Source organism: Lentzea sp. NBC_00516, from assembly GCF_036346835.1.
In the GTDB taxonomy this organism is placed as follows: domain Bacteria; phylum Actinomycetota; class Actinomycetes; order Mycobacteriales; family Pseudonocardiaceae; genus Lentzea; species Lentzea sokolovensis.
Map to the genome: position 1 here is coordinate 7,638,330 of NZ_CP107840.1, position 23,896 is coordinate 7,662,225.

General features: G+C 69.5%; 28 protein-coding genes. 23 read left to right on the forward strand and 5 right to left on the reverse strand.

What is annotated here, in order from left to right; translation table 11 throughout:
* Position 1: 1 nt before the first annotated feature.
* The 5 genes from proC to OG205_RS35105 all read left to right on the forward strand — a co-directional run bounded on the left by proC (position 2) and on the right by OG205_RS35105 (position 3,674).
* Positions 2–811 (forward strand): pyrroline-5-carboxylate reductase, encoded by an 810-nt coding sequence (gene proC, locus OG205_RS35085; RefSeq protein WP_330272196.1) that lies wholly within the window; start codon positions 2–4, stop codon positions 809–811.
* A gap of 138 nt (positions 812–949) precedes the next feature.
* On the forward strand, positions 950–1,162 hold the full coding sequence (locus OG205_RS35090) for a helix-turn-helix domain-containing protein (RefSeq protein WP_030477960.1): 213 nt from the start codon (positions 950–952) through the stop codon (positions 1,160–1,162).
* Between the two features lie 120 nt (positions 1,163–1,282).
* Positions 1,283–1,384 (forward strand): 30S ribosomal protein bS22, encoded by a 102-nt coding sequence (locus OG205_RS35095; protein WP_015105422.1) that lies wholly within the window; start codon positions 1,283–1,285, stop codon positions 1,382–1,384.
* A gap of 276 nt (positions 1,385–1,660) precedes the next feature.
* The gene (locus OG205_RS35100) at positions 1,661–2,698 is read left to right on the forward strand and encodes an NAD-dependent epimerase/dehydratase family protein (RefSeq protein WP_093605844.1); all 1,038 of its coding nucleotides are present in this window, start codon (positions 1,661–1,663) and stop codon (positions 2,696–2,698) included.
* A gap of 16 nt (positions 2,699–2,714) precedes the next feature.
* Positions 2,715–3,674 carry a lysophospholipid acyltransferase family protein gene (locus OG205_RS35105; RefSeq protein WP_319976775.1) on the forward strand — a complete coding sequence of 320 codons (960 nt, stop codon included), beginning with the start codon at positions 2,715–2,717 and terminating at the stop codon, positions 3,672–3,674.
* Here the strand turns inward: OG205_RS35105 and OG205_RS35110 are convergent.
* Positions 3,643–4,920 carry an isocitrate lyase/PEP mutase family protein gene (locus tag OG205_RS35110; protein WP_330272197.1) on the reverse strand — a complete coding sequence of 426 codons (1,278 nt, stop codon included), beginning with the start codon at positions 4,918–4,920 and terminating at the stop codon, positions 3,643–3,645. The two genes, OG205_RS35105 and OG205_RS35110, sit on opposite strands and share 32 nt — an antisense overlap.
* 57 nt (positions 4,921–4,977) lie before the next feature.
* Here OG205_RS35110 and OG205_RS35115 point away from each other — a divergent pair, with 57 nt between their 5' ends.
* Positions 4,978–5,637: an ArsR/SmtB family transcription factor gene (locus OG205_RS35115; protein WP_330272198.1), complete on the forward strand. Its 660-nt coding sequence runs from the start codon at positions 4,978–4,980 to the stop codon at positions 5,635–5,637.
* A gap of 4 nt (positions 5,638–5,641) precedes the next feature.
* Here OG205_RS35115 and OG205_RS35120 read toward each other — a convergent pair whose 3' ends face one another.
* From OG205_RS35120 to OG205_RS35130, 3 genes are read right to left on the reverse strand one after another with little or no spacing between them, the layout of a single operon-like run.
* A complete protein-coding gene (locus OG205_RS35120; RefSeq protein WP_330272199.1) occupies positions 5,642–6,538 on the reverse strand; it encodes an HAD family hydrolase in 897 nt (298 codons plus the stop codon).
* 41 nt (positions 6,539–6,579) lie between these two features.
* Positions 6,580–7,656, reverse strand: coding sequence for a DUF5667 domain-containing protein (locus OG205_RS35125; RefSeq protein WP_330272200.1), 1,077 nt, complete (start codon positions 7,654–7,656; stop codon positions 6,580–6,582).
* A 54-nt stretch (positions 7,657–7,710) separates the two neighbouring features.
* Positions 7,711–8,331, reverse strand: coding sequence for a sigma-70 family RNA polymerase sigma factor (locus tag OG205_RS35130; RefSeq protein WP_402904827.1), 621 nt, complete (start codon positions 8,329–8,331; stop codon positions 7,711–7,713).
* Positions 8,332–8,495: 164 nt separating this feature from the next.
* Here OG205_RS35130 and OG205_RS35135 point away from each other — a divergent pair, with 164 nt between their 5' ends.
* The 17 genes from OG205_RS35135 (at position 8,496) to OG205_RS35215 (ending at position 22,782) form a co-directional block, all read left to right on the forward strand.
* Positions 8,496–9,971, forward strand: a complete 1,476-nt coding sequence (locus tag OG205_RS35135; RefSeq protein ID WP_330272201.1) for an AMP-binding protein — start codon at positions 8,496–8,498, stop codon at positions 9,969–9,971.
* Positions 9,972–9,976: 5 nt separating this feature from the next.
* Entirely contained in the window at positions 9,977–10,213 is a 237-nt protein-coding gene (locus OG205_RS35140) for a glutaredoxin family protein (protein ID WP_330272202.1), read from the forward strand.
* 64 nt (positions 10,214–10,277) lie between these two features.
* Complete coding sequence (locus OG205_RS35145; protein WP_330272203.1) at positions 10,278–11,747, forward strand: molybdopterin-dependent oxidoreductase; 1,470 nt, start codon at positions 10,278–10,280, stop codon at positions 11,745–11,747.
* Between the two features lie 167 nt (positions 11,748–11,914).
* Entirely contained in the window at positions 11,915–12,670 is a 756-nt protein-coding gene (locus OG205_RS35150; RefSeq protein ID WP_442916626.1) for a redox-sensing transcriptional repressor Rex, read from the forward strand.
* A 37-nt stretch (positions 12,671–12,707) separates the two neighbouring features.
* The gene (locus OG205_RS35155) at positions 12,708–14,024 is read left to right on the forward strand and encodes a glutamyl-tRNA reductase (protein WP_330272204.1); all 1,317 of its coding nucleotides are present in this window, start codon (positions 12,708–12,710) and stop codon (positions 14,022–14,024) included.
* Complete coding sequence (gene hemC, locus OG205_RS35160) at positions 14,021–14,956, forward strand: hydroxymethylbilane synthase (RefSeq protein WP_330272205.1); 936 nt, start codon at positions 14,021–14,023, stop codon at positions 14,954–14,956. Before OG205_RS35155 ends, hemC begins: the two co-directional genes overlap by 4 nt.
* An 18-nt stretch (positions 14,957–14,974) precedes the next feature.
* The gene (locus OG205_RS35165) at positions 14,975–16,507 is read left to right on the forward strand and encodes a bifunctional uroporphyrinogen-III C-methyltransferase/uroporphyrinogen-III synthase (RefSeq protein WP_330272206.1); all 1,533 of its coding nucleotides are present in this window, start codon (positions 14,975–14,977) and stop codon (positions 16,505–16,507) included.
* A gap of 73 nt (positions 16,508–16,580) precedes the next feature.
* Positions 16,581–17,555 (forward strand): porphobilinogen synthase, encoded by a 975-nt coding sequence (hemB, locus tag OG205_RS35170; RefSeq protein WP_330272207.1) that lies wholly within the window; start codon positions 16,581–16,583, stop codon positions 17,553–17,555.
* Entirely contained in the window at positions 17,540–18,052 is a 513-nt protein-coding gene (locus OG205_RS35175; protein ID WP_330272208.1) for a hypothetical protein, read from the forward strand. The genes hemB and OG205_RS35175 overlap by 16 nt, the downstream gene beginning before the upstream one ends.
* 9 nt (positions 18,053–18,061) lie before the next feature.
* Positions 18,062–18,505: a hypothetical protein gene (locus tag OG205_RS35180; RefSeq protein ID WP_330272209.1), complete on the forward strand. Its 444-nt coding sequence runs from the start codon at positions 18,062–18,064 to the stop codon at positions 18,503–18,505.
* Entirely contained in the window at positions 18,502–18,900 is a 399-nt protein-coding gene (locus OG205_RS35185) for a hypothetical protein (protein ID WP_330272210.1), read from the forward strand. Before OG205_RS35180 ends, OG205_RS35185 begins: the two co-directional genes overlap by 4 nt.
* On the forward strand, positions 18,897–19,514 hold the full coding sequence (locus tag OG205_RS35190; protein ID WP_330272211.1) for a hypothetical protein: 618 nt from the start codon (positions 18,897–18,899) through the stop codon (positions 19,512–19,514). The genes OG205_RS35185 and OG205_RS35190 overlap by 4 nt, the downstream gene beginning before the upstream one ends.
* Positions 19,514–19,933, forward strand: a complete 420-nt coding sequence (locus tag OG205_RS35195; protein ID WP_330272212.1) for a DUF3093 family protein — start codon at positions 19,514–19,516, stop codon at positions 19,931–19,933. Before OG205_RS35190 ends, OG205_RS35195 begins: the two co-directional genes overlap by 1 nt.
* Before the next feature lie 5 nt (positions 19,934–19,938).
* Positions 19,939–20,295 carry a hypothetical protein gene (locus OG205_RS35200; RefSeq protein WP_330272213.1) on the forward strand — a complete coding sequence of 119 codons (357 nt, stop codon included), beginning with the start codon at positions 19,939–19,941 and terminating at the stop codon, positions 20,293–20,295.
* Between the two features lie 11 nt (positions 20,296–20,306).
* Entirely contained in the window at positions 20,307–21,602 is a 1,296-nt protein-coding gene (hemL, locus tag OG205_RS35205) for a glutamate-1-semialdehyde 2,1-aminomutase (protein WP_330272214.1), read from the forward strand.
* Positions 21,599–22,228, forward strand: a complete 630-nt coding sequence (locus OG205_RS35210; protein ID WP_330272215.1) for a histidine phosphatase family protein — start codon at positions 21,599–21,601, stop codon at positions 22,226–22,228. The genes hemL and OG205_RS35210 overlap by 4 nt, the downstream gene beginning before the upstream one ends.
* Positions 22,225–22,782 carry a TlpA family protein disulfide reductase gene (locus tag OG205_RS35215; protein WP_330272216.1) on the forward strand — a complete coding sequence of 186 codons (558 nt, stop codon included), beginning with the start codon at positions 22,225–22,227 and terminating at the stop codon, positions 22,780–22,782. The genes OG205_RS35210 and OG205_RS35215 overlap by 4 nt, the downstream gene beginning before the upstream one ends.
* Positions 22,783–22,821: 39 nt before the next feature.
* Here OG205_RS35215 and OG205_RS35220 read toward each other — a convergent pair whose 3' ends face one another.
* Positions 22,822–23,808, reverse strand: coding sequence for a M64 family metallopeptidase (locus tag OG205_RS35220; RefSeq protein ID WP_330272217.1), 987 nt, complete (start codon positions 23,806–23,808; stop codon positions 22,822–22,824).
* Positions 23,809–23,896: the final 88 nt, after the last annotated feature.

The following is a 23,896-nucleotide window of genomic DNA, read 5'->3' on the forward strand; positions in this document are numbered from 1 at the left end:
GATGACGAAGATCGCGGTGCTCGGCGCGGGCAAGATCGGTGAGGCGCTGCTGTCCGGGCTCCTGCAGGGCGGTCGCGCCGCCGCGGATCTGATGTTCACGGAGAAGCACGAGTCACGGGCTCGTGCTTTGACCGAGCAGTACGGGTTCGAGGCCGTCACGGTCGCCGGCGCGGCGGCCCAGGCCGACGTGCTGATCGTGGCGGTCAAGCCGCAGGACATCGAACCGCTGCTGGTGGAACTCGGGCCGGTGCTGCGTCCCGGTACGTTGATCGTCTCGCTGTGCGCGGGGCTGCCGACGGCCCTGTACGAGCGCAGGCTGCCCGAGGGCACGCCGGTCGTGCGGGTCATGCCGAACACCCCGATGGTCGTCGGTGAGGCCATGAGCGCCGTTTCCGGCGGTTCCAACGCGACGCCTGAGCACCTCAAGGTCGTCGAGGAGATGCTGTCGACCGTGGGCAAGGTCGCGGTCGTGCCGGAGTCGCAGCAGGACGCGGTGACGGCGCTGTCGGGCTCCGGGCCCGCGTACTTCTTCTTCCTGGTCGAGGCGATGATCGACGCGGGCATCCTGCTCGGCATCCCGCGCGACCTGGCCTCGACGCTGATCATCCAGTCGGCCGTGGGGGCCGCGACCATGCTGAACGAGGGCTCCTCGCACCCCGTGATCCTGCGTGAGGCCGTCACGTCGCCCGCGGGCACGACGATCATGGCCATCCGCGAGCTGGAGAAGCACGGCGTCCGTGCGGCCCTGCTCGCGGCCATCGAGAGCGCTCGTGACCGTTCGGTCGAGCTGGGTCGTCAGCACGAGGACTGAGCCAAGTGAGGGGTCGTCCCCACTTTGGACGTCGCAGGAGTCACACCAGTCCCGCTACTCTCAGAGGCAGCACGTGCGTGTCGAACCGTTGGTGGGGAAGACCGACGGCACGACACGTGTCGAAGGATGCGGTGATGTATGCCTGCGAAGGAGAACGAACGAACAGGTCTCGCTCAGGTTCAGTTCCTGACCGTGGCCGAGGTGGCCTCGATGATGCGGGTCTCCAAGATGACCGTGTACCGCCTGGTGCACTCCGGTGAACTGCCCGCGGTGCGGGTGGGGAAGTCGTTCCGGGTGCCCGAAAAAGCGGTCCACGCCTACCTGGAGAACGCGTACTTCGACGCTGGCTGAAAGCTGGTGAATCCCGCCGGGTAGACTGGTAGGCCGATCGTGCTTACCGGCGCGCCGTGCTTGACACGGCCAAGGCTGGGGCGCGCCAGTCAAAGCAACGTCTAGAGCTAAGGAACCCGCATGGGCTCGGTCATCAAGAAGCGCCGCAAGCGCATGTCGAAGAAGAAGCACCGCAAGCTGCTGCGCAAGACCAGGGTCCAGCGCAGGAAGCGCGGCAAGTAAGCCCGCATGCGCTCTGCCGCCGCCGGTCTCCTCACGGAGGTCGGCGGCGGTTGCGTTTCCAAGGGCGGCTCAGGGGTACTCGCTCGGGTGCTTGCCCCGGTACGGATATCACCCAGTGAGACGAACCACGGGAAACACGGGATCGGTCGCCGCCGTTCGGGTGATTAGCCGGTAAAGCCTGCGTGACCTGCGTCAAGACGGCGTTCCGGCCCCCTGCGGTTCTCTATTCGGTCTGTAGCATCGACCAATCGCACCACCCTTCGTGCTTGGAGTCGCATGACGCCCAAGGTCGTCCTCGTCACCGGAGTCAGCCGCTTCCTCGGCGGCCACCTCGCCGCGCGCTTCGCCGCGAACCCGGACATCGAGCGCGTGCTCGGTGTGGACACCGAACCGCCGCCGCGCGATCTGCTGCGCCGCATGGGCAGGGCCGAGTTCGTGCGGGCCGACATCCGCAACCCGCTGATCAGCAAGGTCATCTCCACCGCGAACGTGGACACGGTCGTGCACGCCTCCGTCACCGCGAACCCGGCCGGGCCCACCGGCCGCACGGTGATGAAGGAGATGAACGTCATCGGCACCATGCAGCTGCTGGCCGCGTGCCAGAAGTCGCCCAAGGTGCAGAAGCTCGTCGTGAAGTCCACCAGCGCCGTCTACGGGTCCAGCAGCCGCGACCCGGCGGTGTTCACCGAGGACATGGGCCCCAAGGACCTGCCGTCGTCCGGCTACGCCAAGGACGCGGTCGAGGTCGAGGGGTACGTGCGCGGGTTCGGCCGCCGCAGGCCGGATGTGAACGTCACCACGCTGCGCTTCACGAACTTCATCGGCCCGCGCATCGACACGGTGCTGACGCGCTACTTCGCTCTTCCGGTCGTGCCCACCGTTCTGGGCTACGACGCTCGCGTGCAGCTGTTGCACTCCGAGGACGCACTGGCGGTCCTGGAGCGCGCGACGATGCACGACCTGCCCGGTGTGTTCAACGTGGGCGGCGACGGCGTGCTGCTGCTGTCGCAGGCGATCAGGCGTGCGGGCAGGCTGAACCTGCCGGTGCCCAGCATGGCCGTGCCCACGGTCGGTGGCTTCTTCCGGAGCGCCCGGCTCGTCGACTTCTCGCCGGACCAGATGAGGTTCCTCAACTGGGGGCGCGTGGTCGACACCACCCTGCTGAAGAAGGAATTCGGGTTCACGCCGCGGTGGACCACCCAGCAGGCGTTCGACGACTACGTGAACGGCCGAGGTCTGAAGCCGCTCATCGACCCGGAGACGGTCGAAGCCGCGGAGCGGGGAATCCTCGACGCGGCCGCCAGATTCCGCTGATCTTTGCTTTGAGGAGATGAACGCAGTGGCAGGAGCACGCGTTATCCCGCTGCACGACCCGGAACGCGACGCCGCGCGCAGAGCGCGCCACGTCGAGGTGGTTCCCGAGCCCGAGCAGCAGCAGTCCGAGACATCGGACTGGGAACGCAGGCTGGCCGACCTGCTGTCGTTCGCACGCAGGCGGATCGCGGGCGACTACCAGATCGACGAGTTCGGGTTCGACCGCGACCTCACCGAGAACGTGCTGATGCCGCCGCTGAAGCCGTTGTACGAGAAGTGGTTCCGCGTCGAGACCATCGGCATGAACAACATCCCGCTGGCCGGCGGCGCGCTGATCGTCGCGAACCACTCCGGGACGTTGCCGCTGGACGCTCTGATGACGTCGTACGGCATCGCGTCCGAGCACCCGGCGCACCGGTCCCTGCGCGGGCTCGGCGCCGACCTGGTGTTCCGCACGCCGTTGCTCGGCGCGATCGCCCGCAAGGGCGGCCAGACGCTCGCGTGCAACGCGGACGCCGAACGGCTGCTGTCCTCCGGCGAGCTCGTCGGCGTGTGGCCGGAGGGCTTCAAGGGTGTCGGCAAGCCGTTCAAGGACCGCTACAAGCTGCAGCGCTTCGGCCGCGGCGGCTTCGTGTCGGCGGCGCTGAAGACCGGTGTGCCGATCATCCCGTGCTCGATCGTCGGGGCCGAGGAGATCTACCCGATGATCGGCGACATCAAGGCTCTCGCGCGGCTGTTCGGCTTCCCGTACTTCCCGGTGACGCCGTTCTTCCCGCTGCTCGGTCCGCTCGGGGCGATCCCGTTGCCCTCGAAGTGGTACATCGAGTTCGGCGAGCCGATCCAGACGGACGTGTTCGGCGAGAACGCGTCCGACGACCCGATGCTCGTCTTCAACCTCACCGACCAGGTGCGGGAGACGATCCAGCAGACGCTCTACCGGCTGCTCACCCAGCGGCGGAACGTGTTCCTCGGCTGATCAGGTCCTGGACCTGGTCGTAGCTGAACGACCGTGAGGCGGGCTTGCCGTCGCGCACTGCTTCGGCGGTCGCGACGGTGTGGTGCAGGGCCGCCCTGAACAGCAGCGAGCCCGTGCTGATCCGCTTCACGCCGAGGTCTCCGAGTTCCTTCGGCGTGCGTTGCTGGGCCAGCACGTTCAACGGGGCGAGTGCCGCCAGCGTCTCGATGTCCCTCGGCTCGGTCAGGCCTGCCACGAAGATCCCGTCCGCGCCGGCGTCGACGTAGCGGCGCGCCCGGTCCTCGGTCTCCTCCAGGGCCACGCCCTGCCAGTGGGTGTCGATGCGGGCGTTGAGGAAGACGCCCGGCGCGCGTTCCTTCACGGCCGCGATGAGCTCTGCCTGCTCCTGCGGGGTGGCGAGGCCGTGCGGGCGGCCGTCCTCCAGGTTGACCCCGGCCACGCCGAGGTCCGCCACGAGTTCGGCCACCTCCGCCGGTGTCCTGCCGAAGCCCGACTCCAGGTCCGCGGTGACCGGGCAGGGCAACGTGGCCAGCAGCCTCGCCAGTGCCGTCGCCTGGTCGCCCGCCAGGCCCATGCCGTCCGGGATGCCGTGCGCTGCCGCGACACCGAGGCTCGTCGTGCCGATCGCCGTGAAGCCCGCCGCGTGCAGAGCCACGGCCGAGGCGTGGTCCCAGGCGTTGGGGAGGATCAGCGGCTCGTCCTGGTGGTGCATGGCCCTGAACGCCATGTTCTTGGCGATCCGGGTGGCCAGGTGCCGGCCGGGGCAGGCGTGCGGGCCGTGGCCGAACGGGTGGCCGTCGAGACTCACCTCGACGGTGCCGGTCTCCGCGGCCCTGCGGGTGATCGGGACCGGCGGGGCCTGGTTGCCGGTGCGCAGGTGCTCGGCCAGGGCGTTCGTGGCCGCCCAGGCCTGGACGAGCAGGCCGATTCTCGCTGCCGTCTCCTCGTCGTGGGTGCCGGCCAGGCGTTCCACGGCCGCGTCGGCTGCCGCGGTGATCGGCTCGTGCGGCTGGTAGCTCGGAGCAATTCCGGCGATGTCGTCGAGCGAGCCGGGCAGGCCCAGTGCGGTGGCCAGCTCGTCGAGCGTGGTCGCGGTGACGTCGTCGAGGAGCTTGGTCGTGAGCGCACGCCTGCGGGTGTGGTCCGGGCCGTTGCTGAAACGGACGACGGTGGCGCGCAGCCACGCCACGCCCCGCTCGCCGCCGGGGACGCTCGGCACGGGGAGGCTCAGCAGCTCTTCGGTCATGGTGTCGACGCTAGAGCCGGGACGGTTCGGCGCGGGCCGAAGTGTTCCGGTCGCAGAATGGGGTTCATGGAGGGACTTGCGCAGGTTGCCGGGTTGCTCGCGGACCGGACGCGGGCGGCGTTCTGCGGGGCTTTGCTGGACGGACGGGCCTGGACGGCCCGGGAGCTGGCCGTTCACGCCGGGGTGGCCGCCTCCACCGCCAGCGAGCACCTGACCCGGCTGATCGAGGGCGGGCTGCTGGTCGAGCACCGGCAGGGACGGCACCGGTACGTGGCTCTGGCCGGGCCGCACGTCGCGGAGCTGCTGGAGAGCATGGCCGCGTTCGCCGGGCCGGACGCGCGACCTCGTTCGCTGCGGGCGGCCTCTGCCTCGGAGGCGATGGCGCGTGGCCGGACCTGCTACGACCACCTGGCAGGGCAACTCGGGATCGCGTTGAGGTCAGGGCTGGTGGGGCTGGGTGTGGTCACGGCGGAGCTCGCCGTCACCGAACCGGGGATGGTGTGGCTGAAGGAGTTCGGGTTCGAACCCTCGCAGCGTCAGGTCAGCCGGGCGTGCCTGGACTGGACCGAGCGCGTGCCTCACCTCGCCGGCGCGGCTGGAGCCCATCTGTGCCGGGTGTTCCTCGAACGCGGCTGGGTGCGGCGGATCGGGTCCGGGCGTGCCGTCGTTCTCGCTCCCGCCGGTGAGCAGGGGTGGCGGGAACTGGGGATCGTCTGATCCGCTACTTCACCCGGCGGCGGTAGGCCATCGTCGCCGCCACGGCTCCGGCCAGCGCGCCCACGCCCAGCACCGACGGGACGCCGATCTTCGCCGCCTTGCGGCCGGTGCGGAAGTCACGGATCTCCCAGCCCTTGCGCCGGGAGACCTCGCGCAGCTGCGAGTCCGGGTTCACGGCCACGGCGGTGCCCACGACCGACAGCATCGGGACGTCGTTGGACGAGTCCGAGTAGGCGGTGCAGCGGCGCAGGTCGAGGCCTTCCTTGGCGGCCAGCGAACGGACCGCCTGCGCCTTGGCCTTGCCGTGCAGGAGGTCGCCCACCAGACGGCCCGTGTAGACGCCGTTCGTCGACTCGGAGACCGTGCCCAGGGCACCGGTCAGGCCCAGGCGGCGCGCGATGATCTGGGCGAGTTCCACCGGCGTGGCGGTGACGAGCCAGACGCGCTGACCCGCGTCGAGGTGCATCTGGGCGAGGGCCTGCGTGCCCTTCCAGATGCGGTCGGCCATCAGCTCGTCGTAGATCTCCTCGCCCAGCGAGACCAGTTCGGCGACGCTGCGGCCCGCCACGAAGGAGAGGGCCTGCTCGCGGGAGGCCTTCACCGACTCCGGGTCCTCGCGGCCGCCGACCCGGAACTTCATCTGCTGCCAGACGAAGCCGGCCAGGTCCGAGGACGAGAAGTACTTGCGCGCGGCCAGGCCACGGGCGAAGTGGAAGATCGACGCGCCCATCATCATCGTGTTGTCCACGTCGAAGAAGGCAGCGGCCGTCAGGTCCGGCGGGACCGTCAGCGACGCTTCGAGCTCTGGCGCCATCGCGGCAGCCTTGATCGCCGCGTCTGCCGATGCCTCGCCGGCTAGTTCGGCCAGCCGGTCGCTCTCCACGTCACGCTTGCTTGCCATGTCCCAAGCGTAGCGATCAGGTTCGTCGGAAACCGCCCGACTCAGCCGAAGCTGATGCCGGGGAGCAGCGGAAGCGAGATGCTCGGCAGCGGGAGCGGCAGCGGAATCGTGATTCCCGGCTTGCCGGTCGTGGGCTGGGGGGAGGAGCCCGGCTTGGACGTCTGCGGGTTCGACGTGCCCGGCGCCACCGACTGGGTGGGCTGGACCGGCGGGACCGCGGAGCCAGAGGGCGTGGGCAGGCCGGACGGGGTCGGCTGGACCGAGGACGGCTTGCGGCCCGACGAGGAGTTCGGGTCGGTGACCGCCGCGGCGCACTCGTCCTTGGCCGGCAGTGGGCCGAGCGGGTCGGAGGAACCGCTGACCACGGCGTCACACCCGGCGCGTGCGGCCAGGTCGTGAGCTCGCTGGGCGATGCTCGCCAGCAGCCACATCGTGGTGTCGGCGTGGGCGCCGGCGTCGCCGGGCAGACGGGGGCGCAGGGTGCCGATCTTCACGTACTGGGCGAGCGCCCAGTCGCGGAGCGCGGGCAGGGCCGTCTCGTCGGACGAGGTCGCGTAGACGGTGAGCTGGCGGGCGCCCTCGACCGCGTCGGCGTCCAGGTCGGACAGCGCGGTGAGCTGCGCTTCCGGGGCCGAGGAGCGGTCGGCGAGGGTCTCCATCTCGGTGACCCTGGACGCGGCGAACTCGAGGTGCTTGAGGGCGCGGTCCTCGTCGTCGAAGGTCAGGCCCAGCGACGCGCTTTCGGTGGTGCGCTTGATGCCGTAGAGCGGGTCTCCCGGGAGCGCGTCACGGCTGAGCAGCACACTCATGCCGGCGAGTGACAACAGCAAGCAGAGGACCGCGGCCGCTGCGACCGCTAATCGTGCGCGCGCTCCCACCCGTCTTACCGACGAGAGCTCCAGTGGCTTCTCGGGCGGGGGCGCGGTGAGGACGCGCTGTCTCATCCGTTCGCGCGCCTCGGCGTCCGGGCCGACGTCCATCCGCCGGAGGAGTTCGACGATCGCGAGGTCCTCAGCGAGGTCGTCGTTGCCTACCGGCTGTGGGCCGCCTTCAACGGCACGAGCGAAGCGCTCGTGCTCCGTGTGCCGCCACCGCGATGTTCTTCCCTTGCCGTCCATCTCAGCCCGAGTAACGAAGTTGATCTAGTTTGGGTTACGCGTCTGCGATCGCAATCACCGCAACCACGACGGAAGAATCTGTGCGAGCCGCCTCACGGCCCTGTGTTGCAGCGCCTTCACGGCGCCCTCGTTGCGGTCCATGATCTGCGCGACCTCGGACACGGACTTGCCCTCGATGAACCTCAGCACGATGCAGTCGCGCTGGTCGTCACCCAACTGGGAGACGCACCGGAGCAGCTCCGCGTTGGTCGCCTCGGTCATGACCTCCTGTTCAGGTCCGCTCGTCTCCTCGCGGTTGTCCTGCAGCTCAGCCGTGGTGATCTCGAGCCGGTAGCGGCTCGACTTCACGTGGTCGAACACGATGTTGCGGGCGATCGTGACGAACCAGGCCCCGACGTCGCGGCCCTGGTAGCTGACCGAACCGATGCTCCGCAGTGCCCTGAGGAACGTCTCGCTCGTCACGTCCTCGGCGAACGCGCGATCGCCGCCCACCCGGAAGAGGACATAGCGGAACACCATGTCGACGTAGTTGTCGTACAGCACTCCGAACGCCTCGGTGTCACCCGCTTGGGCGGCCTTGACGAGCTGCCACGGCTCGTCGGCGGCGTTGTCGTGCTGACCCCCCGTCATGGTCCGGGTGGTCCTGATCGTGTTCGGTCGTGCCCGCGCGGTCATCGGCTCGCGGCACCTCCACAGAGTCGCCGTGGCGGCAGCATACGTGTTGTTACTCCGTAGTAGGTAGCGGACGGTTCTGTGGTGTAGACGAGCCAACCGTGACTTCATGACGCCCGTCACGCGTGGAAGACTGCTCGAAGCGTCCAGTTGTTCATGAGGAGGCCATGTTGACTTCCGCTCGCAATGTGTCAGATCTGGTCCGTGCTTCGGCACAGCGGGGACCCAGCCACGTCGCCTTGGTCGACGTAGCGAGCGGTAAGAGCCTCACGTGGGAAACCATCGACGGCGCGACCGATGCTTTCGCCCGCCATTTGGCTGATTCAGGACTCGAATCGGGCGACCGAGTGGCGGTACGACTGCCCACGAGCCCCGAGTTCGTGGTCGCCGTCTTCGGAATTCTGCGTGCGGGTGGCGTCGTGGTGCCCACCGGCCCCGGCATCCCGCCGCGCGAGCTCCAGCGGATCCTCGCCGACTCCGGCGCCGCGCTGCTGGTCGGCGACGGCGAGGGCTCCGATGCCCAGGTTCTCGACGTTCCGGACGTCACCGCCACCGCCGAGCCGTTCGAGGCCGTCCGCGGCGGTGAGGACCTGGCGGTTCTCGGCTACACCTCGGGCACGTCCGGCGTGCCGCGCGGAGCGATGCTGTCGCACCGCGCGTTGCTCGCGAACGTCTCGCAGTGCGCCTCCCTGCGCCCCGCTCCCGTGACGGCGGGCGACCGGGTGCTGCTCGCGCTGCCGTTGTTCCACGTCTACGGCCTCGGCCCCGGCCTGCTGCAGGTGGCGGGCGCCGGTGCCACGGCGATCCTGCTGGAGCGCTTCGACCCGGCGGCGGTGCTGGACGTCATCGAGGAGCACCGCGTCACCACGATGGTCGGCGTGCCGCCCATGTACCGGGCGCTGCTCGCGCACCCGGCCGAGGTGCTGCGCGAGAAGCTCGCCACCATCCGCCTCTTCACCTCCGGCGCGGCCCCGCTCCCGGCGAGCGTCATCGCGGAGATGCGCGGCGCCATCGGCATCCCGATCTACGAGGGCTACGGCCTGACCGAGACGGGCCCGGTGCTGACGTCCACGCTGGTCGGCGGCGTGCCGAAGCCGGGTTCGGTGGGCCAGGCACTGCCGGGCGTCGAGATCCGCCTGGTCGACACCGACGGCTCGGTGCTCGACATCGACGAGGACGAGCCCGGCACGGGCCTGGTGTCCGCGAAGGGCGACAACCTCTTCAGCGGCTACTGGCCGGACGGCGCGTACGGCCCGGACGGCTCCGGCTGGTTCCGCACCGGCGACGTCGGCTTCATCGACGCCGACGGCGACCTGCACCTGGTGGACCGCGCGGGCGACCTGATCATCGTCAACGGCTTCAACGTCTACCCGCACGAGGTGGAGCAGGTCGTCGGCGAGATGCCGGCCGTCCTGGAGGCCGCCGCCGTCGGTGTGCCGAACGAGAAGACCGGCGAGTCGGTGAAGGTCGTCGTGGTGCTGCGCGACGGCGCCACCGCGTCGGTCGAGGACGTCGTCGCGCACTGCGCCGCGCGCCTGGCCAAGTTCAAGGTGCCGACGTCGGTCGAGTTCGCCCCGGCCCTGCCGCACTCGCCGACCGGCAAGCTGGCGCGCGCCGTCCTGCGCAAGCCGCTGGGAGCATGACCGGCATGAGCCACCACGTGACGCTGATGAGCCGGGTCGACTGCCACGCCTGCGAGGAGGCGGCGGCCGAGATCGAGCGGATCTGCGCCGACCTGGGCGCGACCTGGTCCGTCGAGGACGTGGACTCCGACTCGGAGTTGCGGGCCGAGTACGGGGACCGGGTGCCGGTGTTCCTGGTGGACGGGTCCGAGCACGGGTACTGGAAGGTGGAGGAGGACCGCCTGCGGGCGGCCTTGTCCTAGGAGTTGATTACCGAGGGCTTACGACCTGAGCGAACCAGGGCCGCTCGGGTGTCGAATGAGAGGCATGAAGCCCGCCAAGGCCGCACTCACCGGACTGCTCGCCCTCGTGGCCGCCCTAGCGGCGGGGCACCTGGTGGCGGCCTTCGTGGGCATCAGCGCCTCCCCGTACCTCGCGGTGGGCAACGCCGCCATCGACCTCACGCCGTCCTGGCTGAAGGACTTCGCGGTCACCACGTTCGGCACGGCCGACAAGCTCGTGCTGCTCACCGGCATGGCCCTGGTCCTGGCGGGCATCGGCATCGGTGCGGGCCTGGCCAGCAGGAACAGTGCCGCGCCGGGGTCGCTGGTGGCCGTGCTGCTCGGGTTCGTGGGGGTCGTGGCGGTCGTCACGAGGCCGGACGTCGGGCAGCTCGCGGTCCTCGCGCCCGTCGCCAGCACGGCCGCGGGCGTTTACGTGTTCCGCTACCTGCACAAAGAGGCCGAGGAGAGTGACAGCAGGCGCGGCTTCCTGATCACCGCCGGGCTGACGGTCTTCGCGGGGGTCGCGGGGCAGCTGTTCGGCAACCGGACGGACGTCGAGGGCTCGAGGCAGGCCATCGGGGACCTCACGCCGAAGACGAAGGCGCCGGAGATCCCGTTCAACGCCGACTTCGTCAAGGACGGCACCCCGAGCTTCATCACCAGCGGCAAGGACTTCTACCGGATCGACACCGCGCTGAGCGTGCCGCGGATCCGGGCGGAGGAGTGGGCGTTGCGGGTGCACGGCATGGTCGAGCGGCCGATGGTGCTCACGTTCGAGGAGATCCGCAGCAAGGACCTCGTGGAGGAGACGGTCACGCTGACCTGCGTCTCCAACGAGGTCGGCGGGCCGTACATCTCCACGGCCAACTTCATCGGCGTCAAGATCGGCGACGTGCTGCGGGAGGCAGGCGTGAAGGCGGGCGCCGACCAGCTGTTCAGCACCAGCGACGACGGGTTCACTGCGGGCAGCCCGCTCGACTACGTGCTGGAGAACGGGCTGATCGCGATCGGCATGAACGGCGAACCGCTGCCCGCCGAGCACGGCTTCCCCGCGCGGCTCGTGGTGCCGGGGCTCTACGGCTACGTCTCCGCGACCAAGTGGGTCACCGACCTCAACGTCACCACGTTCGCCAAGGACCAGGGCTACTGGATTCCGCGCGGGTGGGCGACCAGGGCGCCGATCAAGGCGTCCTCGCGGATCGACCGGCCCGGGCGGATGGGCAAGGTCAAGGGGAAGGCCGTCATCGCCGGAACGGCGTGGGCGCAGCCCAAGGGCGTGGCCAAGGTCGAGGTCCGCGTCGACGGCGGGCCGTGGCAGGAGACCGAGCTCGCGGCCGACGTCAGCGACAGCACCTGGCGGATGTGGAAGATCGAGACGGACCTCTCCCAGGGCAGTCACACCGTCGAGTGCCGGGCCACCGACAAATCCGGCTTCACCCAGGACCAGGCGCGCCTGGACCCGGTTCCCGACGGCGCGACGGGATGGCATTCGGTCACCTTCACCGTCGAGTAGGCGCTCACCCCGTAGTGATCATGAACCGCTGAAGTGCTGGTCACGCCCTGTCACCAGTGCTGTGACACCCGATCACCGACTTTGTGCATGCGTTCACAAGCGGTACGGTGTGAGCATCACCAACGCCGCGGGTCCCTGCGGTGAAGCACACCCGGAGGTCGGAGAGCGTGGCATCACAGCGGGGCGAAGGTGAGACGACCACCACCCCTCTGGAGGCTGCCGACAAGGAACGCGCTCGCGCGATCCCCGAGGCGGCCGTGGCCCGCCTCGCCGTGTACCTGCGCGTGCTGTCCGGCATGGCCGACCAGGGCGTGACGGCGGTCTCGAGCGAGGAACTGAGCCAGGCCGCCGGCGTCAACGCGGCGAAGCTCCGCAAGGACCTGAGCTACATCGGCAGCTACGGCACGAGGGGCGTCGGGTACGACGTCGAGGTCCTCGTGAGCCACATCGAGCGCATCCTCGGCCTCACCCGCAACCACTCCGTGGCCGTCGTCGGCATCGGTAACCTTGGTCACGCTCTCGCCAACTACGGCGGGTTCCCCGGCCGTGGGTTCCCGGTCACCGCCCTCTTCGACGTGGACGACGATCTCGTCGGAATCCCTGTTGGGGGCATCCCCGTCAACCACATCGACGAGATCACGTCGGTCTGCATGGAGCGCGAGGTGTCGATCGGCGTCATCGCGACGCCGCCGCCCGCCGCTCAGTCGGTTTGCGACCGTTTGGTATCTGCGGGCGTCCAGTGCATTCTGAACTTTGCACCAGTTGTCCTTCAGGTTCCAGACAACGTCGAGGTGCGCAAGGTTGACTTGGCGGTCGAGATGCAGATCCTGTCGTTCCACGTCGCTCGACGTGCGGACGAGGCTGCCAGCGTCTCGGTCGGCAACAACGGACTCGGTGTGGACGGGATGGTGATTCGCCCGTGAGCGTGAGCCAGACGGCTCCGGCAGACGTGGTGACCACATGAGCTTGCTCGTAGTCGGTCTGTCGCACCGCACCGCCCCCGTTCCGGTCCTGGAACGCGTCACCGTGGCCGAGCCCGACCTGCCCAAGGTCCTCGGTCAGCTGCTCGCCGCGCCCAGCGTCTCCGAGGCGATGGTCCTGTCGACCTGCAACAGGGTCGAGGTCTACGCCGTCGTCGAGTCGTTCCACGGCGGCATGTCCGAGGTCGTCGAGGTCCTCGCGCAGCACGCCCAGGTCGACGCGAACTCGCTCTACGAGCACTTTTACGTGCACTACGCCGCCGCTGCCGTCGAGCACCTGTTCTCCGTCGCGGCCGGTCTCGACTCGATGGTCGTCGGCGAGTCCCAGATCCTCGGCCAGCTGCGCGGTGCGTACGCGGCGGCGGACGAGGCGGGCACCGTCGGCAGGACCGTCCACGAACTCACCCAGAACGCGTTGCGCGTCGGCAAGCGCGTGCACTCCGAGACCGGTATCGACCACGCGGGCGCGTCGGTCGTGTCGGAGGCCCTCGGTGACGCGGAGGCCCAGCTGGGCACCCTCGTCGGCAAGCGCGCGCTGCTCGTCGGCGCGGGCGCCATGGGTGGCCTGGCCGCCGCGCACCTGCGCAGGGCGGGCATCGGCGAGGTCGTCATCGCGAACCGGACGCAGGCCAACGGTGTGCGTCTCGCCACGTCGCTCAAGGCCGAGGGCGTCCCCGCGACGGCCGTCGACCTGGCCGCGCTGGGCGTCGAGATCGACCTCGCGGACATCGTCTTCGCGTGCACCGGGTCGGTCGACACGGTCGTCCGCGCGGACATGATCAGCAAGCGCTCGCGGCCGTTGGTCGTGTGCGACCTGGGCCTGCCCAAGGACGTCGACCCGGCCGCGGCCGATCTGCCGAACGTTCGTGTGGTGGACCTGGAAACGCTGCAGCGCCGTCTCTCCGACGCGCCCGCCGGCCAGGACACCCGCCTGGCGGTCCAACTGGTCGCTGGTGAGGTGAAGGCCTACCTCGCGGGTCAGCGGTCCGCCGAGGTCACGCCGACCGTCACGGCCCTGCGCAAGCGGGCAGCCGAGGTGGTCGACGCCGAACTGCTCCGTCTTGATTCGCGACTTCCCGAACTGGACGCCGCGACACGCGGTGAATTGGCCAAGACGGTGCGTCGCGTTGTAGACAAGCTCCTGCACACGCCGACCGTCAGGGTGAAGGAGCTCGCCTCCGCCCCTGGTGGTACCGGCTACGCGGAGGCTCTCCGCGAACTGTTCGGGCTCGACCCCCAGGCTCCTGGGGTTGTCAGTCAGACCAAGCAAGCTTCTGTGGATGGTGAAACGCGGTGACCCGCACCCTACGGATCGGTACCCGAGGCAGCGCTCTGGCGCTCGCGCAGACGGGGACCGTGGCCGAGGCGCTGAAGGCTGCCGGAGCTCAGGTCGAGATCGTCGTCATCAAGACGCCGGGCGACCTCTCCGACGCTCCGATCGCCCAGATCGGCATCGGCGTCTTCACGTCGGCTCTTCGTGACGCGCTCGCGAACGACGAGATCGACGTCGCCGTCCATTCCTACAAGGACCTCCCGACCGCGCCGGACCCCCGGTTGACGCTCGCGGCAGTGCCCCTGCGAGAGGACCCGCGCGACGCCCTGGTGGCGCGCGACGGTCTCACGCTCGGCGAGCTGCCCGTGGGCTCCACTGTGGGCACCGGTTCGCCGCGCCGCGCGGCCCAGCTGGAGGCCCTCGGCCTCGGGCTGGACATCGTTCCGTTGCGCGGCAACGTGGACACTCGGATCGGCAAGGTCCGCAACGGCGAGCTCGACGCGGTGGTGCTGGCTCGCGCCGGCATCGCGCGGCTCGGCCGCACGAGCGAGATCACCGAGAACCTGGAGCCCATCCAGATGCTTCCCGCACCCGCGCAGGGTGCGTTGGCAGTCGAGTGCCGGGTCGACGACGTCGACGCCGAGCACCTGATCCAGTCCACTTTGGACGATTCGGCCAGCCGGGCCGCTGTGACCGCTGAGCGCGCCATGCTGGCCGCGCTCGAAGCGGGCTGCAGCGCGCCGGTCGGCGCGCTGGCCGATGTGGTGGAAGACCTCGATGACGACGGGAAGGTCGTGTACCGACTTTCCCTGCGCGGGGTCGCTGCGACGCCGGAGAACGATCTCCTCCGTGCGTCCGCCACCGGTGACTTGACCGAAGCTGAGGGACTTGGCCGGGCGCTGGCCGCCGAGTTGCTCGACCTCGGGGCCGCGGTTCTCAGCGGTCCAGAGGCGTAATCGATGGGGAGTGCCCTGATGACCCGCGCACGCAAGACCCCCGGACGCATCGCCTTCGTGGGCTCCGGCCCCGGCGACACCGGGCTGCTCACGGTCCGGGCCCACGACTTGCTCACCAGGGCTGAACTCGTGGTCACGGACCCGGACGTTCCTGCGGACGTCCTCGCGACCGTGCCGGAGGGAGTCGAGGTCCGCCCCGCTGTCGGTGAGTCCGCCGACGTGGCCAAGGACCTGGTGAACGAGGCGCGCAACGGCGCGACGGTAGTTCGTCTCGTCGCCGGTGACCCGCTGACGCTCGACTCGGTCGTCAAGGAAGCACAGGCCGTCGCGAAGTCGACGATCCCGTTCGACGTCGTTCCCGGTGTGCCCTCGGGCACCGCGGTTCCGGCGTACGCGGGTGTCGCTCTCGGTGGCGTGCACACCGAGGTCGACGTGCGCGCCGTGACGGACTGGGCCGGCCTCGCCGCCGCGCCCGGCACGCTCGTGCTGCACGCGACCGGCTCGCACCTGGCAGAGGCCGCGTCGAACCTGGTGGAGAACGGCCTCGCGCCGCAGACACCGGTCGCCGTGACCGCCGAGGGAACGGGCTTCCAGCAGCGCACCATCGACACCACGCTGGCCGCCGTCGCGGCCGACGCCGGTGAGATGGGCGGCCCGCTGGTCGTCACCGTCGGTGCCGCCGCCGCCAACCGCTCGAAGCTCTCCTGGTGGGAGTCGCGGGCGCTGTACGGCTGGCGAGTGCTGGTTCCGAGGACCAAGGAGCAGGCCGGCGCGATGTCCGAGCGTCTGCACTCGCACGGCGCCATTGCCGTCGAGGTGCCGACGATCTCGGTCGAGCCGCCCCGCAGCCCCGCGCAGATGGAACGTTCGGTCAAGGGTCTCGTCGACGGCCGCTACCAGTGGGTCGTCTTCACCTCGACCAACGCCGTCCGCGCGGTGTGGGAGAAGTTCCGCGAGTTCGGCCTGGACGCCCGTGCGTTCTCCGGCGTGAAGATCGCGTGCGTCGGCGAGGCCACGGCCGCGAAGGTGCGCTCGTTCGGCATCATCCCGGAGCTCGTGCCGTCGGGTGACCAGTCGTCCGAGGGCCTGCTGAACGACTTCCCGCCCTACGACGACATCCTCGACCCGGTCGACCGCGTGCTGCTGCCGCGGGCCGACATCGCCACCGAGACGCTGGCCGCGGGCCTGCGCGAACGTGGCTGGGAGATCGACGACGTGACGGCGTACCGCACCGTGCGTGCCGCGCCGCCGCCCGCCGACACCCGCGAGATGATCAAGTCCGGTGGCTTCGACGCGGTGTGCTTCACCTCGTCGTCGACCGTGCGGAACCTGGTCGGCATCGCGGGCAAGCCGCACGCCCGCACGCTCGTCGCGTGCATCGGCCCGCAGACCGCCGAGACGGCGCGGGAGTTCGGCCTCCGGGTCGACGTGCAGCCAGAGGAGGCGAACGTGCCGGCGCTGGTAGACGCGCTGGCCGCGCACGCAGCCCGGTTGCGCGCCGAAGGAGCGCTGCCTCCCCCGCGCAAGACCAAGCGTCTGCGCCGCAGCTAGTTCAGTGAAGCCGTCGGGGCCACTCAAGATCCTTTGAGTGGCCCCTTCGACTCTCTCCGTCAGGGAGTCAGAGATGTACCCACTTCATCGGCCCCGGCGTCTGCGCACGACGCCCGCCATGCGCCGCCTCGTGTCCGAGACCGAGGTGCGCCCCAGGCAGCTGGTGCTGCCCATGTTCGTCAAGGAAGGCCTGGCCGAGCCTGCTGAGATCAGCAGCATGCCGGGCGTCCTGCAGCACTCCCGTGACTCGTTGCGCAAGGCCGCGGTCGAGGCCGTGCAGGCAGGTGTCGGCGGCATCATGCTGTTCGGCGTCCCCGCCGAGCGCGACGCCGTCGGTTCCGGCGGCACCGACCCGGACGGCATCCTCAACGCCGCGCTGGGCGACCTGCGCGCGGAACTGGGCGACAGCACCGTGCTCATGTCGGACTGCTGCCTCGACGAGTTCACCGACCACGGCCACTGCGGCGTTCTCGCCGCCGACGGCACCGTGGACAACGACGCGACCCTTGAGGTCTACGGCGAGATGGCCGTGGCCCAGGCGCGCGCCGGTGCCCACGTCGTCGGCCCCAGCGGCATGATGGACGGCCAGATCGCCTTCATCCGCAACGCCTTGGACCAGGCGGGCCTGCCCGACACCGGCATCCTGGCCTACTCGGCCAAGTACGCGTCGGCGTTCTACGGCCCGTTCCGCGACGCCGTCGAGTCGCAGCTCGCGGGCGACCGCAAGACCTACCAGCAGGACCCCGCGAACGCCCGTGAGGCGATTCGCGAGGTGCAGCTGGACCTCGCCGAGGGCGCGGACATGGTCATGGTCAAGCCCGCCCTGCTGTACCTGGACGTGCTGCGCTCGGTCGCCGAGATCTCGGACGTTCCCGTTGCGGCGTACCAGATCTCCGGCGAGTACTCGATGATCGAGGCCGCGGCTCAGAACGGCTGGATCGACCGCGAGCGCTCGATCCTGGAGTCGCTCACGTCCATCCGCCGTGCCGGCGCGGACATCGTGCTCACGTACTGGGCAACCGAAGCCGCCCGATGGCTGGACCGGTAGCTCCCGCTCCTGTCCCGAAGCTGGTCGACGTCGCGCGCTGGCTGTGGATCGCCAGTGCGTGCGTCGGCATGCTGCGTTTTCTGGCACAGCTCTTCGACCGCGAGACGCTCGTGGCCGAGGCGCGCCGCCAGAATCCCTCGCTGGGGCAGGATCAGATCGACGCCGGTGTGAACGGCGGTGTCCTCTTCGGACTGGTGATAGCCGTCGCCGTGCTCGTCGCGTACACACGGCTGGCCAACAGGATGGCGCGCGGCCGCAACTGGGCCCGGATCGTGCTGACCGTGCTGGGCGGGGCGTCCGTCGCGTTCGGACTGTTCCGGCTCGGCGCCTGGGGCAGCGGGGTCGCCGCGGAGCTCGGCGTGGAGATGCGGACGGTCGATCTGGCCGTAACGCTGGTCACCACCGTGCTGGACGCGACCGCGATCGTGCTGATGTACCGGGTGTCCGCGCACTTCAGAAAGCGCGCCACGGTGGACAGCGCCTTCCCGCGGACCTAGGTTTCGAGCGTGACGTCTCCGAAGGAATCGGGCACCCCTCGCACCATCACCGCGGGCTACTGGCTCGTCGTGGCAGGTGTGGTCCTCAGCGTGCTGGCCTCGCTGTACGTGCTGCTGAACAAGCAGGTGCTGGTCGAGGCCGCCCTGCAAGGCAACAAGGACCCGAAGATCACGCGGGACATGATCACCTCGACGGTGAACACCCTGGTGATCGTCTCGCTGGTCGTGACGCTCGTGCTGGCCGGCCTCGCGGCGTGGCTCGCGGGCAAGGTCAGGGCAGGGATCAAGAAGAGCCGCACCGGCCTGATGATCACGTTGCTGATCGGGCTGTTCTTCCAGATGATCACGAACACGCTGGGGATCGTGACGGTGCTGATCGCCGTCTCCGGTCTGGTGCTGTTCTACTTCCGGCAGTCGACCGACTACCTGACCGAGCGCGAGCAGCTGACGTGAACGACGCTCCCCGGCCGGTCCGCATCGCGGTCGGGCTCTGGCTCGCGATCGCCGTCTTCGTGTTGTTCACCACCGCCGGGCTGTGGTTCCAGCGCGGTGAGGTGCAGGACCTGACCGGCTGGACGTCGGGTCAGGTCACGAGCTTCCTGGCCACGCTGTCCGTGGTCGCGCTGCTCTTCGTGGCGGCCTACGCGTGGCTGACCTGGCTGTTCCTCAAGCGCAGGAACTGGGCTCGGATCGCGTTGTCGTTCGTCGCGATCGTCCACATGATCTGGATCCTGTTCGTCGGGATCAGCGCGTCGAGCTTGGTCACGTTGCTGCTCATCAGCGTCGCAATCGTCTTCACGTGGCAGGCGCGTACGGCACAGTGGCTCGCGGAGGTGCGTGAGCAGTGACCTATCCGCAAGACCCGTGGCAGCGGCAGAACCCCGACGACGTCCAGTGGCAGAACCCCGCGGGCGCCTATCCCGTGACCCCGGCGCCCACCGGGCAGTACCAGGTGAACCACGTCGGGCAGGCGAGCTTCTCGATGGCGCCGCTCTCGCCCGTGCTGCCCCACGAGATGGCGCCGCCGCGGCCCGCGACGATCACCGCCGCGATGTGGATCTGGATCGCGGGCGCCGTGCTCTCCGTGGCCGTGATCCCGGTGCTGCTGCTCACCAACGTCGACTACTTCTTCAACCAGGACAGCACCAACACGGAGGAGGCTCGGCAGGCGAACGAGCTCGGGGTGAAGACCTTGGCCGTGATGTTCGGGTTCGCCATGCTCGTCGCCGCCGCGCCGTACGTCGCGTTCGCCGTCGTGCTGCGCAACGGCCAGAACTGGGCGCGCATCCTGCTCACGATCCTCGGCGTCATCGGGTTCCTGTCGATGATCGCGATCACGCTCGTCTCGCTGAACGCGCGGGTGTGGCAGCCGAGCGTGGTGATCAGCGTCGTCGTGATCGGGCTGACGATCGCGGCCGTGGTGCTGCAGTTCCTGCCCGCCTCGAACAAGTTCGTGCGCTAGTGCTCTACCGGGAGTCCGGCAGCAGCTGGTGGCCGTTGGTGTGGGGACCGGGGTTCGCGGTCGCCGGGTACCTGATCGAGCTCATCACCGGGCCCGCGTCCGCGGCGCTGTGGGCGATCGTGGGGCTCGTGCTGACGCTCTGCGCGGTGTTGTGGGTGAACCTCAGGGTGAAGACCGGCAGCGTCGCGCTGACGACCGAAGAGGCCCAGTTCGGGCGGGAGAAGCTGCCGGTCGCGATGATCCAGGCCTTCACCGACGTCGGCGCTCCCACGGGCGCCAAGGTGCTCGGTGGCGGCTGGTCGGTGCCCAAGGGGACGACCGCGATGCCGTTGCGGCTGGTCGACGGCACGGTGGTGCTGGGATGGGCGCGCGATCCGGAAGCCTTCCTCGCGGCGCTGCGGCGGGTCGTGAGAGGGTGAGCGACGTGACAGAGGCCGTGACTGAGCCGGAGTCGGACACCGTGGTGGAGGAGCCTGAGCAGGCCCCGCCGGCCGGTCCGAGCCTGCACCAGCCCCAGCGGTGGCTCATCGCCGCGGGCGAGGTCGTGGTGATCGTCGTGCTGGTGATCGTCGCCGTGTGGGCGTGGAACCGCGGCGTCGTGCGCCTGGAGTACCCGATCGAGGGCCGCGAGCCGTTGATCTCCACGCGCTATCACGGCAACTGGCTGGGCACCGCCGCAGGCGCGCTCACGCTGGCCGTGGTCCTCGCTCTCGACGTGGCACGGCAGGTCCTGCTGGCCGTGCGCACCCGGCCGCAGAAATCCGCCGACTCCGACATGTGAGACTGGGGTACGTGACTGCGAGTCGATCCCAGGCCCTGTTCGAGCGCGCGTCGACGCTGACCCCCGGCGGGGTCAACTCTCCGGTGCGGGCGTTCCACTCCGTCGGCGGCACCCCGCGATTCATGGTTCGCGGCGAGGGCCCGCACCTGTGGGACGCGGACGGCAACCGGTACGTCGACCTGGTGTCCTCGTGGGGCCCGATGATCCTCGGGCACGCCCACCCTGCCGTGGTCGAGGCCGTGCAGAAGGCGGCGGTGAACGGTCTGTCGTTCGGCACGCCGACCGAGGGCGAGATCGACCTCGCGGCCGAGATCATCGACCGGGTCGAGCCGGTCCGCCAGGTCCGCCTGGTCAACTCGGGCACCGAGGCCACGATGAGCGCGATCCGCCTCGCGCGCGGCTTCACCGAGCGCCGCAAGATCATCAAGTTCGCCGGTTGCTACCACGGCCACGTCGACGCGCTGCTCGCCCAGGCGGGCTCCGGCGTCGCGACCCTGGGCCTGCCTTCGTCGCCGGGTGTCACGGGCGCGCAGGCCGAGGACACGATCGTCCTGCCGTACAACGACATCGAGGCCGTGCGAGCGGCGTTCGCGGAGAACCCCGGTGAGATCGCCTGTGTCATCACGGAGGCTGCCGCGGGCAACATGGGCGCGGTCGCGCCCGGCCAGGACTTCAACGCGGGCCTGCGGGAGATCTGCGACGCCGACGGCGCGTTGTTGATCATGGACGAGGTCATGACGGGCTTCCGCGTCTCGCGCGCCGGCTGGTTCGGCCTGGAGCGCGTGCGCGGCGACCTCTACACGTTCGGCAAGGTCATGTCCGGCGGCCTGCCCGCGGCGGCGTTCGGCGGCCGCGCGGACGTCATGGCGCGGCTGGCGCCCTCCGGCCCCGTCTACCAGGCGGGAACGCTGTCCGGTAACCCCGTGGCCGTCGCCGCCGGCCTGGCCACGCTGAAGGCCGCCGACGAGGACGTCTACCGGGCCCTCGACCGCAACGCCACGCGCCTCGGCGCGCTGTTCGCGGCCGCGTTGGCCGAGACCGGTGTCGAGCACCGGGTGCAGTTCGCTGGGAACCTGGTGAGCGTGTTCTTCGGTGCCACCGAGGTGAAGGACTACGCGGGCGCGCAGGCGTGCGAGACGTGGCGCTTCCCGCCGTTCTTCCACGCCCTGCTGGAGCGAGGCGTCTACGCCCCGCCGTCGGCGTTCGAGGCGTGGTTCGTCAACGCCGCCATGGGTGAAGAGGAGTTCGCAGTGATCGCCGACGCACTGCCGCACGCGGCCCGTGCCGCCAAGGAGGCCCGCAAGTGACCCGCACCGTCGTCCACCTGCTCCGCCACGGCGAGGTGCACAACCCGACCGGCGTCCTCTACGGCCGCCTTCCCGGCTTCAAGCTGTCCGAGCGGGGCCAGAAGCAGGCGCTGACCGTGGCCGAGCACCTGGCGGACCACGACATCGTGCACGTCGTCGCGTCCCCTTTGGACCGTGCACAGCAGACCGCCTCGCCCATCGCCGACTCGCATCGGCTGGAACTGGCCACCGACGACCGGTTGATCGAGGCCGACAACCAGTTCGAGGGGCTGAAGGTCGCTGTCGGCGACGGTGCTCTGCGGTCGCCGCAGCACTGGCCGAAGCTGGTCAACCCGTTCAAGCCCTCGTGGGGTGAGCCGTACATCGAGATCGCCCACCGGATGATGGGGGCGGTGCAGAAGGCCCGTGCCGCCGCCGAAGGGCATGAGGCCGTGTGCGTTTCGCATCAGCTGCCCATTTGGACCGTGCGACGGTTCCTGGAGGGCAAGCGGATGTGGCACGACCCGCGCAAACGGGAGTGCTCGCTCGCCTCGCTCACCTCGTTGATCTTCGACGGTGAGCAGCTGGTCCGGATCGCCTACTCCGAACCGGTAGGTGCCACGAACCCTCGGGTGACCGGGGCATGAAGCGGTTCCTGGTCCTGCTTCTGCTGCTCACCGGGTGCGCCACAGGGAAGGACGCCGCCCAGGTCGGGGCGGGGGACTTCTACCTCGTGGCGCCCGGTGGGCAGGTCAAGATCCGGTACGCGCCGAGCGAGCGCAAGGAGTTGAAGGGGCTCGAAGGCGAGTCCCTGCTCGAAGAGGGCAAGGTCGTCAAGCTCTCCGACTACGCGGGCAAGCCCGTCGTGATCAACATCTGGGGTGCCTGGTGCGGGCCCTGCCGGACCGAGGCGCCCGAGATGCAGAAGATCTTCGACGCCGGGACCCAGGTGCTCGGGGTCGACGTCAAGGAGACCTCGAAGGACCATCCCCGGGACTTCATGAAGGACCGGTCGCTGACCTATCCGTCCATTTACGACGCTTCGGCCCGGAGCTTCATCAACGTGTTCCGGGGCGTTCCGGCCAACACCGTGCCCTCCACGTTCATCGTGGACAAGGACCACAAGGTGGCGGCGGCGTTCCTGGTGCCGGTGCTGGCCTCCGACCTCCAGACCGTTCTGGACGAGCTGGCCAAGGAATGAGAAAGGGGGCCGTGAGGCCCCCTTCTTCGTGTCGCTCGCTTACTGGGCGGGCGGTTCCACCGGGGCGTTCAGCGACGGGATCTTGGCCTTGAAGGCCTTGACCATCGCGTCACGGCCGATCGAGTTGAACTGCTTGCCCAGCGTGCGCATGATCGAGTTGCCGGTCGGCCGGTAGAGGCCCGTCTTGTAGTACCGCGCACCCTCGACCGGGGCGACCACGCCGCCGTCCGGAGAGGGCTTGCCCAGGTACTCGCCCCACTTCGCGCCGGTCGGGTCGTTGGTCACGTTGATCTCGCGCGGTTCGGAGCCCACGTAGTTCACGTACGGGTAGTCGTACTCGTCGGCCAGGCCGCCGATCGAGTGGCCGAGTTCGTGGATCGCGATCTGGCCTGCCTGGGCGTTCGAGCCGGAGGCGGTGGCCACCGAACCGCCCGCGCCGCCGTACTTCGCGGTGTTGCCGAGGGCGATCACCTGGTCGGCCTGCGGGGCGAGGGCCGCGAACTCCTTGGCCTTGGTCTCGTTGACGCAGAGCAGGCGCTCGGTGTTCGCGTCGCGGCCCTGGCACCAGAAGCCCATGTCCAGCGCGGTGTTCTTGAGCAGGCCCTTGGTCGGGTCGTGGTCCACACCGGACTCGGCGGAGACGACGTTGACCTGCCAGACGTTGAAGTAGTCCTTGTAGGAGGCGAAGGGCTCCACGGCGGAGAGCTCCTGCCACTTGCTCTTCACGTTGCCGGTGTAGGTCTCCAGGTCGTCGGCCGTGTAGCCGTCGCCCACGAAGACGAGGTCGAAGCGGTCTGCCGAGTCACCGGTGACCTGGACGGGGACCACGTCGGCCGCGACCAGGGCGCGGAAGTTCGTCGATTTCTCGGCTGGTGCTTTCGGGGTCAGGGCCTGGGTGATGGAGCCGTCCTCGTTGAAGACCTCGCGCCATTCCATCGCCGGGGCAGCGCCACCGGCCGGTACCTGCGCGAACAGTGCCAGCGCCGCGACGGTGAACGCGGGGAGTAGCAGCCGGGAACGATGCATGAGCTGACGCTAAGCAACCGTGATGTCACCCACAAGCGGCAATTGTTGGCACTTTTGGCCCAAGCCTTGTGTTGGGTCAAACCGATGC